This is a genomic window from Virgibacillus profundi (assembly GCF_002287375.1).
GTDB lineage: Bacteria > Bacillota > Bacilli > Bacillales > Amphibacillaceae > Virgibacillus_K > Virgibacillus_K profundi.
In genome coordinates this window covers 58,134-81,787 of the sequence record NZ_NPOA01000010.1, presented here as the reverse complement: position 1 = coordinate 81,787, position 23,654 = coordinate 58,134, and the positions used below count along the sequence as shown (strand labels likewise).

Genomic DNA, 23,654 nt, shown 5'->3' with positions numbered 1-23,654 from the left:
GTTCAATAGAAAGCCCAAAAAGGTTTGCTGCCTTTTTGGGCTTTTGATTAGGTGTATAAGGTTACTTCAATTAATTTACTTTCTGTTTTTTCCCGGAATAGCTTTCTGCCATATCTACTGCACTTTGTGCCTCAACATAGCCCCATAAGTCATCAAGTGCTGGCTCGGAAGTTGTCTGAAGAATGCTTTTCACATCATTAGGACTTAGATTGGGATTGGCTTCAAGCATTAATGCGATTACACCCGCACAAATCGGGGTTGCCATTGATGTACCAGATAATTGTATATAATTTTCATCTATAATTTGTTCCGGAATTTGCTGTTCCAGTGCAGATCCTGGTGCCAACAGGGAAATGATATCAGTTCCAGGTGTATAAATATCTGGTTTTATTAATGAATCAATAGTTGGCCCACGACTGGAGTAGTTTGCGATTTGATCATCTGAACGTGCAATAGTATTTTGATCAACGGTGGATCCGACAGTAATGATGAATGGATTGATGGCGGGTGTACTGATTGTCATTGGGTTTGGCCCACTGTTTCCTGCAGCAGCACAAACTACAATGCCATCATGCCAAGCCTCCTGTACGGCCAGTGATAAAGGATCGTCCCGATAGGATTCATATGCCTGGGCACCGAGAGAAAGAGAGATAATTCGAATGTTATATTCCTCTTTATGTTCAATACACCAAGCAATCCCCTGAATAATTGTTGATAATCTACCACTGCCATCTTGATCCAGTACCTTCAAACCAATAATTGAAGCTTCAGGAGCTGGACCAATGTATAGGCCGTCTGACTGATAAGCATTGCCCGCTACATCACCGGCGCAATGGGTTCCGTGCCCATTATCATCGTAGGGTTGTTCTTGATCATTAATAAAATCCTTAAAAGCAACAATTCGATTCGTAGGATTTATTAAGTCGTCGTGAGGAAAGACACCTGTATCAATTACAGCAACCGTTACACCTTTTCCAGTGAAATTATATTGCTCCTGTACATTGACTGCTCCTATTTGCTTGCTGGCAATATCAAGAAAAGTAGTTACTTTACGGTCATAGAAAATTCGATCGACTGCTTCATGGTCCTTAACCTGCCTGATCATCTGAGGTGTCAGATTTCCACATACGGTATCGCCAAATCCTAAAGCCTTTTCCAATGAATTATTTTTGTCTTTTTGACAGGTTTGAAGTAATTCATTCTTTTTGTCTTTTTCAATATTCCTGGAGAAGTAAACAATCACTGGGATGTTGTCATTACTTGTTTCGTGGGGATCTTTTTTTCTTCTGAGATGTAGTTGTTCCACTAAAGCTGGATCCAGTCTGCGGCCGGCATCTTCAAACCATACTTTTTTTCGGTTACTCATTTTTTGCCTCCTCCGTGATTTTTGGAATCTGCTAAATGAATCAAAGTTTTATGTGAATAACCCAGTTGCCGTACAAAATGTATTCCAAGGTGGTGAGTTGAAGTATAATGTTTTTTAAACAGGACTAGTTCTTTCATTTAGCATAGCAGGATCGTATATAGTAAACAATACGACGAATTTACTAATTATTTACATGAAAATAGACCCGGACATAGAGGCCTCTATTATATTTTATGCAAGAGAGAGAGGAAATAGAACTGATTAATCTTAACTTATTTCATTTGTAATGTTGTCCTTCGAATTGTAACTTGTGTCATCCTCTTTTAAACAGGCTGTAACCACAGATAGGGGGTAACCGTGGTACGATTGGTTTGTCAATAATTAAAGGGGGACTACATAATGAAAAAGTTAGTATCTTTGTTTGTAGGTTTAATTATTTTATGCATTTCTGCAGTGTCCGTTTCCGCAGCTGAAGCTGAATATGAAATTCAAGAGGGCGACACGCTTTGGGATATAGCAATTGACCATAACACAACAGTGGAAGAATTGATGGATATGAATGGTTTAAATTCTACTTTAATTCATCCAAAACAGGTATTGAAAATTAATGAAAGTCAAATAGAGTATTATGATGTAAAAAAAGGAGATACACTGACCGACATCAGCAAAGCTTACGGCAATGCTGTAACAGTTGAGAGTCTGAAAGTATGGAATGATCTTTCATCTGATTTGATCATCACAGGACAACAGTTGATAGTAAATGGGGAGGTTCCTGTACAACAGAAAGCAACAAAGCAAGTGGAACAAACAGCTGATACAGAGACTGAATCTACTAAATCCACGAAATCTGAGTCAGTTGCCAGTGTGAAAACAAGTGAGAAAGTAAGTAAACCTGAAAAGAAAGAAGAGCCGGAGAAACAGCAATCAAAAGCAGAGGGCAGAACATTTTCTGTTGAAGCAACTGCATATACAGCTTACTGTACAGGGTGTTCCGGGATCACCGCAACAGGTGTAAATTTAAAAGAGAATCCGCATGCAAAAGTGATTGCCGTAGATCCAAATGTTATTCCGCTTGGCACAAAAGTTTACGTGGAAGGCTATGGGCATGCTGTGGCTGCTGATACCGGTGGCGCTATTGTTGGAAATCGAATAGATATCCACCTCCCAACGAAGGATCAAGCATACGACTGGGGTAGGCGAACAGTAACCATTACCATTTTAGAGTGATCAAGCAGGGGCGAGGGGAACAACCTTGTCCCTGCTTTTAATTGCTTCTTAAAAACAGTTTTTTGCCTCAGAGGGACAGTAACACTGTTCCTTTGTCCTGCTAAAACGCTTGCTCCATCTCACTAATTCTACGGTAAAGTTCCCTGTTCACAGATGTCCGGGCCCCATGTTTCTTTCCTAATTCCACCACGGTGCCTGCAAATAATTCCAATTCGCTCATTCTCTTTGCTTCCATGTCCTGGCGCATGGAAGGTTTGCCACACAGACCTAGTTTGTCTACAATATCCAGCCAATACTGTAAGTCTGCTTCGGTTAAATTGATTCCTTCATATTTGGATAGGTCTAAAACTTCCTGCATAGCAGAAATCATCATTTCCCGTGCTTTGCCTTCCTTTTGAATCTCACCGTAATCACTCTCAAATACTGCCACTGTCTGATTTACCCCGACATTGAGCATGAATTTGCCCCATTGTCTCTTGATCATGTTTACATCCAACTCGAAAGGCATTTCCACCTTTTTGAAGAAATCTGCAATCCTTTTAACCTTTGGTGTATCAATTCCTTCCTTTTCACCAAAACAAAGGATGCCAAAATTATCATAGGTCTGCTGATTATCTTCTTTAACTGCATCCATGCCTTGCGCAACACAATAGATAATTTTATCGAATCCATAATATGTACCAATTTTCTCTTCACTTGAAATGCCGTTTAATGTAGATAAAAAGATTGTGTTATCGCCAATGTGGTTTTCTACAGCTTTGATGGCATCTTGAAGTCCGTTGTATTTTACAGCAAAAATAATTAAATCTGCTGATTCCACGGATTCCTCGGGGGTTACAAACTGAAAATTACAACGCTCCCCATTACAGTAAATTCCCTCCTTTGTATACTTTTCTATACGTTCCTTGTCAGCAATAATTCGTAAATTTTCTTTGGGTATCTGTTTGGACAAATGGTGTCCGTACAAAATCCCCAAAGCACCTAATCCGATAATAGAAACATTTTTAATTTCCATGAAATTACTCCCCCTTATTTTTTAGCAGTTAAGAAAGTGTAAAACACTTTCTTACTGCATAAGTGCAACTAAGGCTGTCACCCAAAGGCTTGGTGACAACCAAGTTTTCTAAGAAATATGAGAATTCATCTATATGTTGAGGTAATTATATCATTATTATTGGAACGAGGGGACCTTAGAAGCATAACTCCGGGAGGCATATCCCCAAACCATCACGCCTTATGCCCGCCAATTTTTCCACTCCGATCCAGTGTAATCCCTGCATCTGTATAACTGGAAGCACGCAGAATTGCGGTTGATCCGAATCTGTCACGGATCCCGTCCATCACATAACCAATATCATTTTTTTTGGTGCGATCCTCAAATAAATCCAATTGTGTTTCTTCTTTTTTGTATAAATTATCCAGGGTTGCATAGACACGTCTTATTTTACTTTCTCCATCATAAAATTGGTTGAACAGCTGCATACATACCCGGTACATATCCATTGTGACATTTGTGGGGATTTCAATGGATCTGGAGCGGGAAAATCCACCTCCCCCTGTTTCTTTTGAATAGGCTATTCCAAGGTGAATGGTTTTTCCGGCCTTATCTGCGGTTCGTGCTCGACGGCATACTTCTTCACAAAGATCAAGGATACAAACAGCTGCCTCTTCACTGGAATAATCCCGTAATAAAGATATTCCGTGCCCGTATCCTTTTTGTTCTGACTTCGTAAAATCACCAAAAACAGGACTTAGATCAATTCCCCAAGCATGCCAATATAATTGTTCTCCCATGATACCAAAGCGCTTTTTAAGATGTTTCAGATTAAATCCGGCGAGCTGCCCCAATGTGACGATACCCATGCGATTGAGGTTTCGCTTCATCCTGCCGCCAATGCCCCAAATATCTTCAACAGGAAATGGCCATAGCATTTCTTCCACATCCTCATATTTGCATTCAGCAATATCCGCCTTTTTACCGTGTAAATCCATGACTACTTTTGCCAGAAATTTATTATCACCAATACCAATCGAAGAAGTAATTCCAAAGTTATTCAGAATGTCCTGCTTAATTTTTTTAGCAACTTCCCAACGATCACCAAAAAGCTTTTGCAGGCCGTTTACCGTTACCCAGACTTCATCAACGGAGTACTGATGAATCGCTTCCTTTGGCACATATTGATTAATCAGCTTTGTAATTTCAATAGAAACATGAAGGTAGTCAGCCATATGAGCAGGAACAATATGAATATCCGGATCGTTGGGCAGCTCGAAAAAACGACTAACATTACTGATCCCATGTTTTCTTTTTAACTCCGGGGATGCGGCAAGGACAATACTTCCCGACCTGCTTGGGTCACCGACGACCGCCAGTAATGTTTTCATTGGGTCAAGCCCTAGCTTAATGGCCTCCACACTTGCATAGAATGAACGCATGTCGATACAAAGTACATCATTGCGAGGATAAGAGGAATAGTCCATCGTATTTCACACCACCATAGGAACATTTGTTCTAAGTATATGCAATAACTGAAAAATTATCAATGGAAATTTATTCTTGCAATATTAACCCACTTATTTAATAATTGAAAAAATTATCCACATTATTCTTGTAAGTCGTAAATAAGTATATTATCATTTAGGTTATAAGCGTTATCTGAAAATACAGAGTAAAAAGTTTGCATATTTAAAAAACTATTAAAAGGGAGTTGACTATAATGTTTTCCGCATTAACCCCACTTGACTGGAAACGCAGGGCAGTAAAATATTATCCGCAAAAAACAGCTATTATCGATGGAAAGAAGCAATTTACGTATAAGGAATTTGGTGAACGTATAAATAGGCTTTCTATTGCTTTAAATGAAGCAGGTATACAAGAAGGCGATCATGTAGCGGTGATGCTGCCAAATACACATTATATGCTGGAAAGTTTTTATGGTATCTGCCAGCTCGGAGCTGTAATGGTACCGCTAAATTATCGGATATCCGCAGCAGATATGGAGTATATCATTAAACACAGTGATGCGAAGATGTTAATTGTTGATGAAGAGTTCAGTGGACCCATTGCGGAAATAGTGGACAATCTCTCACTAGAGCGGATTGTTATCGTTTCAGTCCCGGGGCAGGATACTTCCTTAAAAGGAGTAGATTATGAATCATTTCTTGAACATATTCCTGAAAAAGCGGCACTCCCGGAGGTTGAAATAGATGAAAATCAGTTGCTGACATTGAATTATACGAGTGGGACGACCTCGAAGCCTAAAGGTGTCATGTTAACACATCGCGGTAATTACCTGAATGCAGCCAATTTTATGTATCATCTTGGTGTAAATCATGATGATGTTTATCTTCATACATTGCCAATGTTTCATGCAAATGGCTGGGGTGGTGTGTGGGCTATCACGGCGGCCGGAGCAACTCATGTGTGTTTAAGAAAAGTTGATCCCCCGCTAATTCTTGATTTGTTTGAAAAACAAAACATCTCATTGCTATGTGGAGCACCAACAGTTGTTAATATGCTTGTAAATGAACCAAAGGCAAAAGAAGCAAATATCAAAACACGTCTGCGGATGGCTACAGCAGGAGCCCCACCTGCGGCAGCACTGATTCAAAAGGCGCAGGATATTTTTGGATTAAATATGATTCACGTATACGGTTTGACCGAAACTTCTCCATTTATTTTATATAATGAATGGAAAAAAGAATTTGATGAAAAAACTTTGGATGAACAGGCAACAATAAAGGCAAGACAAGGGATTGAACTTGCTTTTAATGGAGAAACAAAGGTTATCCATCAGGATGGGGAAGAAGTTGCCTGGAATGGGAAAGAACTTGGGGAAATTGTCACACGGGGCAATGTCGTAATGGATGGATATTATAAGGATCCAGAAAAGACTGCAGAAGCAATGAAGGACGGATGGTTTTATACAGGTGATTTAGCAGTTACCTATCCGGATGGGTACATTGAAATACAGGATCGAGCCAAGGATTTGATTATTTCCGGAGGGGAAAATATTTCTTCTACAGAGGTGGAAGGGGTGTTGTATAAACATCCAGACGTAATGGAGACAGCGGTTATTGCCATTCCTGATGAAAAATGGGGGGAAGTCCCTAAAGCAATTATCGTATTGCACCCTAATAGAAAGGTGACAGAAGAAGATATTATTTCCTTCTGCCGGTCAGAGATGGCTCATTTTAAAGCACCTAAAGCAGTGGAGTTTGTGGAGGCTTTACCAAAAACAGCTACAGGTAAACTGCAGAAGTTTCGCCTGAGGGAAATGTATTGGAAAGGTCCGAAGAAAGTAAATTAGATGATTGAAAAAAGCTGTAAATGTAGTTTGCGAGTTTAAAAAACCGTTTGTTCCAATGTTTTAATGCATTGGGGTAAATGGTTTTTCTCTGGAAAGGGGAGAAAAATATGTTACATCATATGAAAATACTTGATTTTTCCAAGTTGCTGCCAGGGCCATATGCTACAATGATGCTGGCTGATTTAGGAGCAGAAGTATTACGGGTTGAATCACCAAATCAACCGGATTTCATTAGAGAAATTCCACCATTGGATGAGGAAGATTCCGCAACACACCAGCATTTAAACCGATCGAAACAATCAATTAGCTTGGATTTGAAAAAGCAGGAAGCAGTTGAAATTGTTAAACGTCTTATTCAGGACTACGATATTATTCTGGAGCAATTTAGACCTGGTGTAATGGAAAGGCTTGGATTGGATTATGAAACACTAAAACAAATAAATCCAAATATTATTTATTGTTCCCTTACTGGTTATGGTCAGACTGGTCCATATCGTGAACGTGCAGGGCATGATAATAACTATCTTTCTATTGCAGGGATAGCTGGATATTCAGCACGACAAAATGAGCCGCCAGCTCCGATGGGGGTACAGATTGCCGATCTTGCTGGCGGGTCATTACATAGTGTCATTGCTATTTTAACAGCAGTTATCCACCGTTCAAATACTGGAAAGGGTCAATATATTGATCTCAGCATGACAGATAGCAGTTTTGCATTAAATGCTATGTTTGGACCTGGTTATTTAACTGCAGGATGGGAGCCGGAAGCGGAAGGAACAGAACTCAATGGGGCAACATTTTATGATTATTATGAAACGAAGGATGGCAGGTATTTCTCAGTTGGAAGCCTTGAGTCTCCATTCAGGAAAAAGTTATGTGAAGCGTTAGATATTCCATACATGATTGATTTGGCTGAAAGTACAAAAACTGAAGACATTCAAACATTTAAAATAGCTGTAAAAGAAGCATTTCTGGAAAAAACATATGATGAGTGGATGGAAACTTTTAGTGAGATTGAAGCATGTGTCGAACCTGTCCTTACATTTTCCGAGGCTGCAGAGCATCCACAAACAAAGGCACGGAATATGGTTGTTGATATACCTCGGAATGACGGAACATATCAAAAACAGATTGCATCACCAATTAAATCAACAGTCTATAACCAGAAATACAAACACATTGGAGGAAAACGCGGGGAAAATACGATAGATGTCTTAAAGCGGATTGGTATGGACGAGAATCAAATCAAAGAATTAATTGAAAAAGACTTATTTGGGAAGATAGAAATCAAAAAATAAGGGGCCAATTATTCGGGAGTTATGAATTTTTAATATAGGCTCTTTTTGTAAACTTTGGGACTGCAATTTGTTTGCCTCACCAAAATACTGTTGCTTTTTTAACTTTCGTAGTTTCTATAGAATGCGAAGTAACTTTTAATGATAATATGTGCTAAATCTACCGCTACGGAAACACACTTCGCTTTCCGCGGGCGGCTGATGAGCCTCCTCGAGCTGACGCTCTCCGGGGTCTCATCTAGGCCTTTCCTCCCGCAGGAGTCTTCGTGTGTTTCCTCCGCTGGCAATATGCTTTCAACTTCAAAAAGTGATCTGCCACTTAATTGAATCAAACAAGTGATATCCTCTTTTATAGCGGTTGATTGGAGCGTAGGGCAGTCGACTCCTGCGGGAAAAGCACGTGTCTGAAGACCCCGCAGAGTGGTTTTCTCGAGGAGACTGAAGCCGTGCCCGCGGAAAGCGACTGCACGAAGTGGAAATCAACATAGCAGTTACTTCGCATTTTACATCAACTATGGTGTAGAATAACAACAATTCTTTTGATGGGACGAGTAATCGCAGTCCCAATCTATGCGAAAAAGGGTTTAATAAAAGAATAAAGGGAGATCGTTTGTATGTGATAAAACTATAAACGATCTTCTTGTTCATTTATTCCAAAGTACTTACAGGTAACGCACAAACATACAATTACCGACAAATTCTCAATAGAAATTTTACCCCTTATAAAATCACACCGTTCACCTAATTAGAGATTAATGGTAAAATAACAAATAATATGATTTTTGAAAAGTAAGGGGTGGATCCTCTGTTTATTTTTATTATGATATTCCTGTCTTACTTATTCGGATGTTTGAATGGGGCTTACTATGTGGGGAAACTGGCTGGAAACCAGGATATTAGAGAGCTTGGAAGTACAAATGCCGGGGCAAGAAATGCGGGGAGGGTATTTGGGCGTTCTGCCTTTATTTATACGGTAATTATTGATGCTTTAAAAACAATCATCCCATTGCTTGCAGCCGCTTATTTGTTTCATGCCAGTAACTTCTTATTGGGGTGTATGGCAATAGCTGTTTTAAGCGGGCATATCGGGCCTGTGCAGCTCCAATTTCGTGGTGGTAAGGGTGTTGTTGTATATTTGGCTGCAGCTCTCACGCTTACACCTTTGACACTGATTGCGACCGGAGTGATTTTATTAATAGGCTTGCATCTTAAAAGAAGCTTTACTATTGCCGGCCTGGTTGCACTTACTGCCATTCCAATCACATTGTTAATCATTTCAGAATATATGCTGGCGGTGATGTTTTTAATCATGCTGTTTATCGTTATACTTGTACACAGAAAAGGGGACCCAAGATGAGTAAATCAAACCAGATTTTATATAAAATTGCGGAGCATGCTGATGAAATAGAGCAAATCCATCAGCTGAATTATGAAACGTTTGTGGAAGAAATTCCACAGCACACTGCGAATCATGATAAGAAATTAGTCGATCGTTTTAATGACGAAAATACATATATCATTGCTAAAAGAAATGATGAGATCATCGGGATGATTGCAGTTAGAGGAAACCGTCCTTTTTCACTCGATCAAAAGCTTGATCATCTTGATACCTATTTGCCTGACAAAGCTGTCGCTTGTGAAATCAGACTGCTTTCAATAAAACCGGCTCATCGCGGTGGACGTATTTTTTATGGATTATGTGAAAAGCTTGTCTCCTATTGTCTGGAAAAAGGATATAACATGGCATTAATTTCCGGGACAACAAGACAAACAAAGCTGTATAAGCATATCGGCTTTCAAGCGTTTGGACCACTTGTCGGAACAGAGGAAGCACCCTATCAGCCAATGTATTTAACGAAAAAGAACTTTGAATCAGCGTCCAGACTTTTTGAAAGACTTATTCAAAGAGAAGAGAAAGCCTTTTACCATAATTTCCTTCCTGGTCCTGTAGAGCAGTCTGAAAGTGTAAAAAAAGCATGGCAGGAACCTGCAATTTCCCATCGTTCTAATAGATTTCAAGAAATTGTTGAGGACGTACAACAAAGGCTGTGTCAGCTCACCAGGGCAAAGTATGTGGAGATAGCAGTGGGAACAGGCACACTTGCGAATGATATGATTGCAGCACATTTATCCACCACCAACGAAAGAGGGCTGATACTTTCCAATGGGGAGTTTGGAGATAGATTAATTGATCATGGAAATAGATGGGGTCTTTCTTTTGAACAGATAAATAAGGAATGGAACACTGCCATTGGACTGGATGACATAGAAAATATATTAAAGCGAAATCCAGATATTCAGTGGCTTTGGACAGTTCATTGTGAAACTTCTACAGGCCATATCTACCCTTTGAATGATCTGGAGGGAATTTGTGAAAAACACCGTTTGAAGCTTTGCCTTGATGCATGCAGTACGGTTGGTGTTCTTCCAGTTGATTTCAGCGGGGTATATATGGCAAGTACAGTCAGTGGAAAGGGACTGGGATCCTATCCAGGACTTGCTTTTGTTTTTCATCAGGAAGAAATTATACCAAATAAACAGGTGCCGGCATATTTGGATCTTGGAATTTATCAGGATTCCAGTAGTGTACCTTTCACCCATTCATCCAATGGACTTGCGGCTTTACAGGCAGCGTTATGTAATCCGCAGCCAGCGAACGGAGAAGTGTCTATGGAGATTCGCCGTGATTTTAAAGCATCAGGTATGACAGTGCTTCGTGGTGACGAAGGATACTCACCCGGAATCATTACTGTAAGCTTGCCGGAGGGTATATCGGCAAAGGATTTTGGTGATCAATTAAAAAAACTTGGTGTTCATGTAAGCTATGAAAGTAGTTATTTAATAAAAAGAAATTGGTTTCAGTTAGCATTAATGGGAAAACAGGAACCCGATAAAGTCTGGAAGGCTATTGAAATTATTAAGCAACAATTTGATTATTATTCCAAAGAAAAGGGCAATCAACATGCAAAAAATGAAAACATTCTTATCTAATCATATAATCGCATCAGCAATTATTTTCCTATGGGTGAAAACAGTCATTGTCATGCTATTTGGCTTTGGTTTATCCTACTTATCCTGGCTGGAAATCCTACTACTCGTTATCAGTCCAGTTGGAACCCTTATGCTGTTCATCGGATTTAGTTTTCTTTTCAGCAAAAAGGTTCATCCGGTTGGTTTAATGATTATTTACTTTCTGATTACAGGACTGTTATTTGCCAATTTACTTTATTATCGCTTTTACATCGATTTCGTAACAGTATCTGTTTTGCTGCAATTAAATAATGTTGGCGGACTTGGAGCAAGTACGATGGAATTGCTTTCTCCATTCGATATTTTATTGTTTATTGATATTATCGTGATTGGATTGATAGTATTTTCAAGAAGAAAGAAACAAATTAACATGCCAAACAAAAGAAAATACGGACTGGCCGGCATAGGATTAATTGTCATTACTATTATTCTGGGTATGTCGCAAAATCAATATATATTCGAAACGGAGTATGACAGGGAGGGGCTTGTTAAATCGCTTGGATTGTATAATTATCAGGTAGTCAATATGATATTTGGAGCAATGACCCCTGTTGAAAAAATGTTTTCCAGTGAAGTTGATGCAGATACAGTAAACAGTTATATCAAGGAGGAGGAAAATACGCAAACTGACTTATTTGGAATTGCTGAAGGGAAAAATGTAATCCTAATCAGTATGGAATCGACACAGAATTTTGTTATTAATGAAAAAGTAAATGGGGAAGAAATTACACCATTTCTAAACGATCTCATTCAGGATAGCTTTTACTTTTCCAATATTTATGACCAGACTGCTCAGGGGAAAACATCTGATGCAGAGTTTATGGTTGATACAGGATTATATCCACTTCCAAGCGGTTCTGTTTTCGTGCGCCGTCCGGAAAATGAGTTTGAATCACTGCCTGATATTTTGCAGGATCATTCTGGTTATCATGCATATACCTTCCATGGAAATGATGCTGAATTTTGGAATCGAAAACAAATGTATGAGAATATTGGCTATGAGCATTTTTTTGCTAAAGAAAACTATAACGTAACTGAGGAAAACTCCATTAACTATGGGATTAAGGATATTCCTTTTTTTGAGCAGTCGATGGAAGATCTCATCTCACTGCCTGAGCCATATATGGCAAAATTCATCACATTGACGAATCATTTTCCTTTTCTATTGGAAGAAGAGGATCAGCTGGTCGAGCCAGCCGAAACAGAAGTGGATGTTGTAAACCGGTATGTTACTACAGTAAGATATCAGGACAAGGCATTGGAACGTTTTTTTGAGCTACTGAAGGAAGAAGGTTTGTATGAAGATACTATTTTCGTGATTTACGGCGATCATTATGGAATTTCAAAAAAATATGAAGACGGTGTCCATGAATTGCTTGGACAAGAGAATACACCACTCAATCATTTAGAGTTGCAGCAGATACCAGTTATCATGCATGTCCCGGGGCAACAGGGGAAAACAATAGAAACAAATGGAGGAGAAATTGATATTCGGGCAACACTGCTTCATCTATTGGGCGTTTCTACTGAAGATCGGATATCCTTTAGCCAGAATTTATTTACAAGAGATGCAGACATGCCAGTTATTTTCAGGAATGGGGATATGGTTGCAGCGGATTATGCTCATACAGAGAGTACCTGCTATGAAAGAGGTTCTAAAAAGAAAGTAAGCAATAATAAGTGCTCTTCCTATCTGAAAACAGCACGTGAGGAGCTGGAGCATTCGGATGATATCATATTTGGGGATTTGTTTCGGTTCATTCCACATGCAGGGGAAGAAAAGTAAAAAGCTTAGGAGGTCAATACCCAGACTCCTAAGCCCTGAATTGATTTATTCTAATGTGTTCCCTCGGGCAGGGATTGGATTTTCCTTAAGCATTCTTGCAAAATGAATCAAATTATAGGACATGAATTTCACATGCTGCATTGTGAAATCATTTTTATGTCCTTCTGCTTCAATAAAAGAAGCACCTGGACCGGCTTCGCCGACCCAGTAGGTATCGACATTTGGCGGGATAGTCAATCCCATATGTGTTAAGCCATAAAGGATGGACCTAGCTGCGTGTTTTGCGCCATCTTCATTTCCTGTAACAACAACACCGCCAACTTTGTTATAAAAAATAGATTGACCATTGTTATCTGTGAATGAGCTTGCTCCGTACATTCGTTCAATCACCTGTGTGGCTATACTGCTCTTTTCACCAAGCCAGAGTGGTGTTCCGATGACAATAATATCTGCTGCCTTAATTTTCCCAGAAATGCCAGGCCATTCATCGCCAACTCCCTCATCATCAGAAATTCCGTGCGCCACATGATAATCTGCCACACGGATCACTTCGGAATTGATTCCTTCTTTATCAAAAATTTTAATTGCCTCATTCATCAAGCTTTGTGTATTTGATTCATTGTCTCCTGATTTAAGTGAACAGTTTAATAGTAATGCTTTGATACTCATGCTATTCCTCCTCTCTCAATCCTATTCCCATTTCAATTTGAACTAAACAGAAGGTTAGAAAACTTGGCTTATCGCCAAGCCTTAATGGCGAAAGCACAAAGCCTGCACTTATACTGATTTCCTAAGAAAGTTATGCTTTACTATCAGTGCAAAAAGAGGAATCATCAAAATAGTGTAGAAATATATAGAAAAGGTAGTATTGGGGAGGAAAACTGATGAAACGACAACTGGATCAATTTTTGAAGAATGAAACGAAATTGCAGGGTGCATTGATTGGGATAAGTATTCGCTGTGCAGAAAGTGGCAAGATATTATATGAACATATGTCTCAAATCCGTTTGCATCCAGCATCCAATATGAAGCTGCTCACTGCAGCGGCAGCATTGAATGTTTTAGGAGAAGATTACAGATTTAGCACAGAATTAAAAACAGATGGATCAATGGACGAAGGTATACTCCAGGGTAACCTCTATTTAGTAGGAAAAGGTGATCCAACATTGCTTCCATCTGATTTTGAAAAGTTTGCAAGCAAGGTTCGTGAGCAGGGAATCACTGAAATCAACGGGGATATCATTGGTGACGACAAATGGTATGATGACATCAGGCTTTCGGCAGATTTAAACTGGAGTGACGAGCATTATTATTACGGCTCACAAATATCGGCATTAACTGTTTCTCCAAATGAAGATTTTGACTCGGGTTCTGTCATCGTTGAAGTAGCTCCGGGCGCTGTAGGGGAGCCACCTGCTGTCCATGTATCTCCTGAGACGGATTATATACTTGTATTTAATGAAGCAATTTCAGCCGAGGCAGCTGAAGAGGATGAATTAATCATTACTCGGGAGCACGGCGGAAACATCATTACCGTACATGGAGCAATTGGGGCAGGTGAAGCGGTTAGAAAAGAATGGATTTCCGTATGGGAGCCAACAGGCTATGCATTGGATCTTTTTCAGCGAGCATTAAAAAGACAAGGTATTTCATGGACAGGAACTGTCAAAACAAGAAAGGCTCCAATTGAAGCGGAATTGTTGTTTTTTCAACAGTCCATGACCTTGAGTAAATTACTAATCCCATTTATGAAATTAAGTAATAACGGTCACGGTGAAGTTTTAATAAAAGAGATGGGAAAGATCGTACACGGTGAAGGAAGCTGGGAAAAGGGCATAGAGGTGCTTGAAAAAGAGATGATCAAGCTGGGAATGAATCAGGATACAATGGTCATTAGGGATGGTTCAGGTATTTCGCATGGTAATCTAATCCCGGCAAATGAGATTTCGACTTTATTGTATGCTATGCAACGAGAAGGGTGCTTTCAGGCATTTCTAAACTCGCTGCCAAATGCCGGGAAAGAGGAGCGGATGGTTGGCGGCACACTCCGGGAAAGAATGAATAGATTAACCGTACAAGCAAAGACCGGTACAATATTGGGAGTAAGTACATTGTCCGGTTATGCAGAAACAAAAAATGGGGAAAATCTGATTTTCTCTATAATGATTAATAACCTTCTTGATGAAGAGGAAGGAAAAGATATCGAGGACAGGCTGCTGGAGATTATAATTAATAATTATTAGTAAATATCCTGGGCTGTTAGATTCATCGCTTATCATTAGAGATGTTTGACTAAATTCAGTATAATTATCATTATATAGTAAAAATAATAGTTTCACCTCGAAGATATTATGAAGGAGACACCAAGTTTACAGGAGGCGTAAAAGTGAAAGACAGTCATAAACAACCAGAGTTAGAAGTCAGAATCAAGAACATTATTGATGTGGATGGATTAAAATTTAAAGACTTGAATAATGACGGAAAGTTAGATCCATATGAGGATTGGCGTTTAACTCCGAATGAACGTGCAAAGAACCTTGTTTCATTGATGAATATCGATGAGAAGGTCGGTATGATGTTGATTAACACACGTCAGATGGGGCTTTCACAAAAAGATAAGGAGAAAACCAGTCATAAGGGTGTGTTAGATGAAGCAGTTGTAGAAAAGGGAGAAAATATATTTGCTGCAACAAAAATATATGGAACAACACATACGATTGAAAAAAGAAACCTGCGACACTTTATTTTAAGAGACAACTTTAGCCCGGCTGAAATGGCAGAGTGGATTAATAAAATGAATGAAGTAGCTGAGCAAACCCGTTTAGGGATTCCAGTCCTGATTACATCTAATTCAAGAAATGAAAATGCAGAACCTATTTTTGGTATGAATGATGCAGGTGGGATATTCTCAACATGGCCTGGTACCCTAGGTCTTGCAGCTGCAGCACAGGGAGAAATTAAAAACGGCGGGGATGCGTCACTTATTAGCGAATTTGCTAAAATCGTACGTGAAGAGTGGAATGCTAGTGGAATTCGAAAAGGCTATATGTATATGGCCGACACCGTTACAGATCCAAGATGGCAAAGAACATACGGTACGTTTGGAGAAGATTCGGAATTTATTGCTGATGCTATCGCTCGCCTTATCGACGGAATCCAAGGTGAAGAGCTAGGGAAAGATAGTATAGCAATGACAACAAAGCATTTTCCGGGTGGCGGAGCAAGGGAAAATGGATTCGATCCCCATTATGAAGAGGGTAAGTGGAATCTATACCCAACTCCAGGAAGCTTGGAAAAATATCATTTGCCACCATTTAGGGCAGCGGTAGAGCATGGAACTTCATCGATCATGCCATATTACTCTATCCCAAGTATCAAAAAGAGTGTCGTACAAGAATTCGAGGAGGAAGATATTCCTTTTGAAGAAGTAGGTTTTACTTTTAATCATTATTTCATCAATCATATTCTTAGAGAAAAACTTGGATTCAAAGGCTATATAAATAGTGACAGCGGTATTGTAAATAAAATGAGCTGGGGCGTTGAAGATTTGAGCGAGGCTGAACGTTTTGCTAAAGCAGTCAATGCAGGGACAGATATTGTAGCTGACACAAATGATATCGAAAATCTTAAATTAGCTGTTAGTAAAGGCTGGATTAGTGAAAAACGTATTGATGAAGCGAATGAGAGGCTCCTTACTGAAATGTTTACTTTAGGTCTTTTTGATGAGCGTACATATTATTCACCAGAAGCGGCTACATCTATCGTCAGTAACCAAGCTAATTGGGATGCTGCGTATGCCGGGCATAAAAAATCCGTAACAATCCTTAAAAATCAAAGCAAGACATTACCATTAACAGCTGAAAAGCTTAATAATAAGAAGGTTTATGTGGAAGTTTTACACAAAGAATCCGAACGAGCAACAGCTTACACGGATAAAGCAAGAAAAGAATGCCAGGAGCTTGGCCAGTTTATACTGACTGATAATTATGAAGAAGCTGATACAGCGATTATGTTCTTACATCCGAAATCCGGCTCTTATTTCAACGCGACACCAGGACTCTTAGAACTTGATATTTGTGAGGATAAAGTAGTATCAGCTTTGGATGGATCATTATATCAAGAAACTACCCTAACTGGTATGAATCATCTAAAAGAAGTGGCGGACAGTATTCATAGTCGAGGTGGAAAAATGGTTATCAGTGTTAATGTGACATTGCCATGGATTCTTGAAAGTGTTGACCCGTTGGCGGATGCATTAATTGCTGGATATGATACCTTCAACAATGCGCAGTTTGAAGTTATCGCAGGCAATAGTCAACCAGTAGGTGTTTTACCATTAACATTACCAGCAAGCGAGGAAGTAATTGCTGTTTATCAGAATGGTGACTGTGTGTCCAGAAATGATGTACCAGGCTATGACAAAGATAAATATATGCCTAAAGGACTAACATACGCATATGAAGATAGTGATGGCAATATTTATAAACTTGGTCATGGACTGAGATATTAATAGTAATAAAAAGATGATTTCTGTATGAAAACAGAAGTCATCTTTTTTTTAACTGAAAAGGTTGCTGGTCCTAAAGAAAAAACCAATTGATAGCAGTCAGCACATTGAAGTGGTATTGAATACATATCTAATCAAAATCAAAATAACTTCTCAACACGTAATATGTCGATTTACACTGGACCTGATGCCGAATGTTTTCCAGCAAGCCTTTAATAAGTGCTCGATTTAATGATGGTTCCTTAAGTTCCTCTTTTAATAAAATTAAAGATTCCTTTTCAATCGATTCTTCAATTTCATCTATATCTTGTTCAATCATTTGGATTATTTGTTCCTTTGCAATGCCTGTGTTCAATGGCTGTTTTATCATTTCAATCAGATTCTGTGATAAAAACGGGATAGTCGTGTGCCTAGCTAATACATTTGTTTTTTCTACAAGAGATTTGCATAATGTATCAAAATCTGCCGGTAGGTTATAGAAGAAAAATAGCTCCATATACGTTTTGATAAAGCCTTGGATACAATAAACCAGATCATACTTGGTATATTGCGCAGTATCACCATATACGTATTCAATTATGGAAAGGATTGATTTCTCTATGAGTTGATTGTAATAATGCATTTTCGAAATAAGTTTATCATTCAAATGATGTGTTTGTTCCTTGATAAAAATCAAAGCGGATTCAGAATGCTGGTTAACAGAGTCGAAACATAGATAGTAGAAATCATATAAGAGTTTCTCTTTATCATTTGCATTTGTGACCAAACAGTCAATACTGGAAACGGTTTCCATCATAAAGTGATCAATTAACGCCAATATCAATTCATCTTTGGACTTGAAAGATAAGTAGAACGCACCTTTGGAAATGCCGCAATGTTCCGTTATTTGCTGAACTGAAGTAGCATCAAATCCTTGAGAAGCAAATAATTCAATTGACTTTTCCATAATTAATTGCTTTTTTGTCATTTTTATTTTCTCCACACTCCCAACGCTCTTATCATTGACACGTGACCAATTAGTCATTATTATAAGTAAATGGAACCAATTAGTCAATAAGGGGAAGGTGTAAAAGTGAAAGGTATAGTTAATTTTGTCCTGCGAAACAAACTTGCAGTATGGCTGCTAACCATCATTGTTATTGTTTCAGGTATTTACGCTGGGACACGAATGAAAACGGAGACGATTCCTGATATTTCAATTCCATATCTTATGGTAATGGATGTATATCCAGGAGCAACTCCTGAACAGGTTATGGAGGACGTTTCCATACCATTGGAAAATGCAGTTGAGAACCTTGAAGATATAAAGGCTGTTTATTCAAATTCCTCATCCAGTATGGCGAATATTCAAGTAGAATATGATTATGGCGTCGATATGGATGAGAAGAAGAGGGAACTCGAAGCGGCGATTGATGGTGTAACATTGCCAGATGGTGCGCGTGATCCATCAATTACAGCTATTAGCATGAATATGATGCCCGTTGTGGCGTTAAGTGTGAGTAGTACAACAGAAGACATTGTTGAGTTGACATCAACAGTGAATGACATTCTACTTCCGAAAATCCAAAAAATTGACGGTGTGGCCTCTGCAACCATCACGGGGCAGCATATTGAGGAAGTAGAACTCACCTATGATGAAGAAAAGATGGCGGAACTTGAAGTTACGGAAGATACTGTAAAAGAAATGATTCAAGCAAGTGATATGGCAGTTTCTTTAGGACTTTATGAATTTAAAGAAGGCGAACAGGCGGTATCTGTGGATGGCAAGTTCATGACTGAAGATGAACTGAAAGAAATGCTCATTCCAGTCACACCTTCTGAAGCTAATCCATCTCCATTTGTAAAACTTAGCGATATTGCGACAATTGAAACGGTAGGTAAAGTACAATCTGTTTCCCGCACCAATGGGGAAAATGCAATTGCGATCCAAATCGTAAAGGGTCAGCAGAATAATACCGTAGATGTTGTAAATGCAGTGAAAGATTTAGTGAAAGAGGAAGAATCGAATATTGATGGTCTTGTAGTTGATATTTCACTGGACCAAGGTGAACCAATTGAAGAATCCGTTAGTACAATGATTGAAAAAGCACTATTCGGTGGATTGATTGCTGTTCTAATCATTATGCTGTTCTTACGTGATTTTAAATCGACAGTTATTTCGATTATCTCAATTCCAGTATCCATTTTCATGGCATTATTGCTTTTAAACTGGATGGATATCACGTTAAATATTATGACACTTGGTGCAATAACAGTAGCCATTGGGCGTGTAATTGATGACTCCATTGTAGTTGTGGAAAATATTTACCGGCGAATTCACTTAAAAGAAGAGAAACTTTCAGGCCGAGCACTTGTACGTGAAGCGACCATTGAAATGTTCAAACCAATTTTATCTTCAACATTAGTAACGGTTGCTGTATTTGCACCACTTATTTTTGTTGGTGGTATGGTTGGCGAATTATTTATGCCATTTGCATTAACGATGACATTCGCGCTTATTGCTTCACTACTTGTTGCGATTACAATCGTACCTGCACTGTCACATTATTTATTTAAAAAGAAATTATACAGTGAGAAGATGAAAAGTAATCACCATAAAAAACAAGGCAAGCTTGCAAAAAGTTATAAAAAGGCGCTTGATTGGACACTAAACCATAAAGTGATTACATCAGCTGTAGCAATTCTGTTGTTGGTTGGCAGCTTAATGCTTACACCATTAATTGGCTTCAGCTTCTTAGGAAGTGAAGAAGAAAAAGTCATGTATTTAACCTATACACCTGAGACAGGTGAATTAATGGAGGAAACGCAGGATAACATAGCAGTTGTTGAAGAAGAATTATTAAAACATGATGATATCGATATTGTTCAATTATCATTAACTGAAGCCGGGGATGAAATGTCAGCAATGATGGGCGGAGGTGCTGGTGGTGCATTAATGTACCTAATCTTTGATCCTGAAATGGATAATTTTCCTGAGGCTCGTGAAGAAATCGAAGAATATGTGTTTAACATTGGGCAATCCGGCGAATGGAAGAGCCAGGATTTCTCCTCTATGGGTGGTATGGCAACAAATGAAGTCAGTTATACTTTCTATAGTGAAGATTTAGATAAGCTGAACGAAGCCGTTACTATGGTGGAAGGTGTAATGAAAGACAACGATGGCCTTGAAGATGTTTCTTCAAGTGAAGAGGATGCGTATGTTGAATATGTATTAAACGTGGAACAGGATGAACTGCTGCAGTACGGTTTGACGACAGGTCAAATTGTTGCAATGTTAAGTACACCTGCTTCACAAGATGTTTTAACAACTGTTGAAAAAGATGGCGAAGCACTTGATGTGATTGTACAGCAGGAAAAGGCAGCTCAGCCACAATCAATTGATGAGCTTTTAGCAATGCCTGTACCACTGCAAACAGCACCTGGTACTACAATGCCGCTTTCTGAACTTGTCACAGTTGAGGAAGACACAACATTAAATACGTTATCACGTAGTAACGATGAATACCATGCAACGGTTTCTGGAACGGTTATAGGTGATGATATATCAAAAGCGACATCTGAGGTTGATTCAGCGATTGATGAGCTTGATATGCCAAGTGGTGTGGAAGTCGGTGTAGCTGGTGTTGCAGCAGATATGCAAGAAACATTTACCCAGCTTGCAATCGCCATGCTTGCAGCAATCGCAATTGTTTACTTCATTCTTGTTGTAACATTTGGTGAAGGTGTGGCTCCATTTTCGATATTATTCTCTTTACCGTTTGCAGTAATTGGTTCATTTGTTGGACTTCTGATTGCTGGTGAAACCATTTCGGTATCTGTAATGATGGGTCTCTTGATGTTAATTGGTATTGTTGTAACAAACGCAATCGTACTTGTAGATCGTATTATCCGAATGGAACGCAGTGGTATGACCTTACGCGCGGCAATTCTGGAAGCTGGGGCAACACGTCTTCGTCCAATTCTAATGACAGCACTCGCAACGATGGGTGCACTGATTCCATTAGCAATTGGCAATGGTGGCGGTGGCTTGATCTCAAAAGGTCTTGGTATTACCGTAATTGGCGGACTGGCAAGTTCAACGTTACTTACGTTGATTATTGTACCTGTCGTTTACGAAGTACTATCAAAATTATTTAAGAAAAACCGTAAAGAAATAGAAGAAAACTAGAATAAAACCCTACAGGATATCTTTCTGTAGGGTTTGTCTTTAACCTCTAATTAGTAACTTCATTTGAATGTGGGCAGATGTTGCTGTTTATCCCACGCTCCATGGCGCTTAAAAGATGTTGATAGCAATGTCAGCGGAAATTATCTGTGCTTCACATTAAACTCTTTCTATACTTAAGAAACAAGTTTTCATAGAATGGGAGACAGGAAATATAGAAACACTTAAAAAAGCTGTTCAGAGTAGGATATCCCCTATTCTGAACAGCTTTGTTTATTAAAGTTCTTTTCCATCTTCAGCATCAGGAAGTGATTCCTCAAATCCTTTGCGCATTTTTCTGAGCTCTTTCTGCTGTTTTTCCCGGAACTTCGGATCATGTTGGCGTTGTCTCGATTCCATTTGCAAAATGCCATGTTCGCTTTTAAGTGCTTTGAGGAGCGAAAAACACATAAAGATCATTAAAATTGCGAACGGGAATGCTGCAATCAACATGGCCATTTCAAGTGCCTTTAGCCCGCCTGACCATAATAGAACCGCAGCAGTTCCGGCAAGGATGACCCCCCAGACAAGTTTAACTCCGGTGCCTGGATTTAACTTACCTCCTGTTGTCAGCATGCCAAGTACAAATGTACCGGAATCGGCAGAAGTGACGAAGAAGGATGCAATCAAGAGCACTGCGACACCCATAACAACGGCTGCCATAGGCTGTGACTCAAGAAATGCAAATAACGCTACTTCGTTACCTATTTCGCTCATTAACTGGTGGATAGCACCGCCTTGAGCCGTATTTGTTTCGAATCCGGCAATACCGAAAACAGAGAACCAGAAGGCACTGAATATTACCGGTATAGCAGTTACCCCGAGAACAAATTCACGAATCGTTCTTCCTCTTGAAACCCGGGCAATAAAGGTTCCTACAAATGGCGACCAGCCAATCCACCAAGCCCAGTAAAAGAGTGTCCATGCATCAAGGAATCCCCTGTCACCCTCAAATGCATTCATGCCTAATGTCATACTTGGAAGGTTTTGAATATAATTACCAAGTGTTGTTGTAAATGACTCGATCATCTGTACAGAAGAACCGAGAATGAATACAAAAGCCATCAATCCGATAGCAAGAATAATATTTAACCAGCTCATGTAACGGATACCCCGGTTGATCCCCGTAGTAGCAGAAAGCATAAATAATACGGTGATAACTAAAATAACAATTAGATTGGTAGCCAGTGTATTAGGAATTCCTTCAAAGGTAAAACTTAAACCTGCTGTAATCTGCGTTGCACCAAGTCCAAGAGATGTTGCAATACCAAATACAGTAGCAAAAACGGCCAGTGTATCAATGGCAACACCCAAGCCCCCCTTAGAACGCGCACCGATCAGTGGCGCAAAAGCGGAACTGATCAAAGCAGGAGCCCTGTGGCGGAATTTAAAATAAGCCAAAGTCAATGCAAGCACTGCGTATGTAGCCCATGGATGGAATCCCCAATGGAATAAGGTGTACTGCATGGACTGTTCTGCAGCAGCTATCGTTTCAGGATCAGCAGAAGGAGGTGAATAATAATGTGTTAAAGGTTCCGTCACGCCGTAGAATACGAGACCGACCCCCATACCAGCGGTGAATAGAAACGCAAACCAGGTAAAATAACTATACTCCGGCTTATCATCAGGCTTTCCAAGCTTGATTTTTCCATATGGCCCGAAGATCAGAAACAGTGCAAGCAAAACAAACCCTGTAGTAACCAACAGATAAAACCAGCCAAATGTCTCTGAAATAAAACCATCAACTAAGCCTAATACATAGTCAACATTTGTTGGGAAGAAAGCTCCCCAAATAATAAATACAGATATTAACGCAATAGATACCCAAAAAACGGATGTAACTGCTTTGAATTTAATAATAAGACCTCCCTATATTTTTTTGTAGATAAGTATAAAACTTTCTTATCCTGGGGCTCCGATTACTCGCCC

The 23,654-nt window shown here is 39.3% G+C and carries 15 protein-coding genes; 9 read left to right on the top strand and 6 right to left on the bottom strand.

Annotation, left to right across the window (positions count from 1 at the left end):
* Positions 1-70: 70 nt before the first annotated feature.
* Positions 71-1,366, bottom strand: a complete 1,296-nt coding sequence (locus CIL05_RS14585) for a S8 family peptidase (RefSeq protein WP_095656285.1) — start codon at positions 1,364-1,366, stop codon at positions 71-73.
* A 399-nt stretch (positions 1,367-1,765) separates the two neighbouring features.
* Here CIL05_RS14585 and CIL05_RS14580 point away from each other — a divergent pair, with 399 nt between their 5' ends.
* Positions 1,766-2,593 (top strand): 3D domain-containing protein, encoded by an 828-nt coding sequence (locus CIL05_RS14580; protein ID WP_095656284.1) that lies wholly within the window; start codon positions 1,766-1,768, stop codon positions 2,591-2,593.
* A 100-nt stretch (positions 2,594-2,693) separates the two neighbouring features.
* Here CIL05_RS14580 and CIL05_RS14575 read toward each other — a convergent pair whose 3' ends face one another.
* Positions 2,694-3,608 (bottom strand): ketopantoate reductase family protein, encoded by a 915-nt coding sequence (locus tag CIL05_RS14575; protein ID WP_095656283.1) that lies wholly within the window; start codon positions 3,606-3,608, stop codon positions 2,694-2,696.
* A gap of 212 nt (positions 3,609-3,820) precedes the next feature.
* Positions 3,821-5,074 (bottom strand): Y-family DNA polymerase, encoded by a 1,254-nt coding sequence (locus tag CIL05_RS14570; RefSeq protein WP_095656282.1) that lies wholly within the window; start codon positions 5,072-5,074, stop codon positions 3,821-3,823.
* Between the two features lie 236 nt (positions 5,075-5,310).
* Here CIL05_RS14570 and CIL05_RS14565 point away from each other — a divergent pair, with 236 nt between their 5' ends.
* The 5 genes from CIL05_RS14565 (at position 5,311) to CIL05_RS14545 (ending at position 13,014) form a co-directional block, all read left to right on the top strand.
* A complete protein-coding gene (locus CIL05_RS14565) occupies positions 5,311-6,903 on the top strand; it encodes a long-chain-fatty-acid--CoA ligase (RefSeq protein ID WP_095656281.1) in 1,593 nt (530 codons plus the stop codon).
* A 107-nt stretch (positions 6,904-7,010) separates the two neighbouring features.
* Positions 7,011-8,201, top strand: a complete 1,191-nt coding sequence (locus tag CIL05_RS14560) for a CaiB/BaiF CoA transferase family protein (protein WP_095656280.1) — start codon at positions 7,011-7,013, stop codon at positions 8,199-8,201.
* A gap of 817 nt (positions 8,202-9,018) precedes the next feature.
* The gene (locus CIL05_RS14555) at positions 9,019-9,555 is read left to right on the top strand and encodes a glycerol-3-phosphate acyltransferase (RefSeq protein ID WP_095656279.1); all 537 of its coding nucleotides are present in this window, start codon (positions 9,019-9,021) and stop codon (positions 9,553-9,555) included.
* On the top strand, positions 9,552-11,189 hold the full coding sequence (locus tag CIL05_RS14550) for a GNAT family N-acetyltransferase (RefSeq protein ID WP_095656278.1): 1,638 nt from the start codon (positions 9,552-9,554) through the stop codon (positions 11,187-11,189). Before CIL05_RS14555 ends, CIL05_RS14550 begins: the two co-directional genes overlap by 4 nt.
* Positions 11,161-13,014 (top strand): LTA synthase family protein, encoded by a 1,854-nt coding sequence (locus tag CIL05_RS14545; RefSeq protein WP_095656277.1) that lies wholly within the window; start codon positions 11,161-11,163, stop codon positions 13,012-13,014. Before CIL05_RS14550 ends, CIL05_RS14545 begins: the two co-directional genes overlap by 29 nt.
* A gap of 45 nt (positions 13,015-13,059) precedes the next feature.
* Here the strand turns inward: CIL05_RS14545 and CIL05_RS14540 are convergent, their stop codons facing one another.
* Positions 13,060-13,683: a flavodoxin family protein gene (locus CIL05_RS14540; protein ID WP_095656276.1), complete on the bottom strand. Its 624-nt coding sequence runs from the start codon at positions 13,681-13,683 to the stop codon at positions 13,060-13,062.
* Positions 13,684-13,898: 215 nt separating this feature from the next.
* Here CIL05_RS14540 and dacB point away from each other — a divergent pair, with 215 nt between their 5' ends.
* Positions 13,899-15,257 (top strand): D-alanyl-D-alanine carboxypeptidase/D-alanyl-D-alanine endopeptidase, encoded by a 1,359-nt coding sequence (gene dacB / locus CIL05_RS14535; protein WP_095656275.1) that lies wholly within the window; start codon positions 13,899-13,901, stop codon positions 15,255-15,257.
* 143 nt (positions 15,258-15,400) lie between these two features.
* Complete coding sequence (locus CIL05_RS14530; protein ID WP_095656274.1) at positions 15,401-17,524, top strand: glycoside hydrolase family 3 protein; 2,124 nt, start codon at positions 15,401-15,403, stop codon at positions 17,522-17,524.
* A gap of 127 nt (positions 17,525-17,651) precedes the next feature.
* Here CIL05_RS14530 and CIL05_RS14525 read toward each other — a convergent pair whose 3' ends face one another.
* Positions 17,652-18,488, bottom strand: coding sequence for a TetR/AcrR family transcriptional regulator (locus CIL05_RS14525; protein ID WP_095656273.1), 837 nt, complete (start codon positions 18,486-18,488; stop codon positions 17,652-17,654).
* A gap of 105 nt (positions 18,489-18,593) precedes the next feature.
* On the opposite strand from CIL05_RS14525, the gene CIL05_RS14520 reads away from it, so the two are divergent.
* Positions 18,594-21,689 (top strand): efflux RND transporter permease subunit, encoded by a 3,096-nt coding sequence (locus tag CIL05_RS14520; protein ID WP_095656272.1) that lies wholly within the window; start codon positions 18,594-18,596, stop codon positions 21,687-21,689.
* A gap of 273 nt (positions 21,690-21,962) precedes the next feature.
* Here CIL05_RS14520 and CIL05_RS14515 read toward each other — a convergent pair whose 3' ends face one another.
* The gene (locus CIL05_RS14515; RefSeq protein WP_439144842.1) at positions 21,963-23,585 is read right to left on the bottom strand and encodes a BCCT family transporter; all 1,623 of its coding nucleotides are present in this window, start codon (positions 23,583-23,585) and stop codon (positions 21,963-21,965) included.
* Positions 23,586-23,654 lie beyond the last annotated feature (69 nt).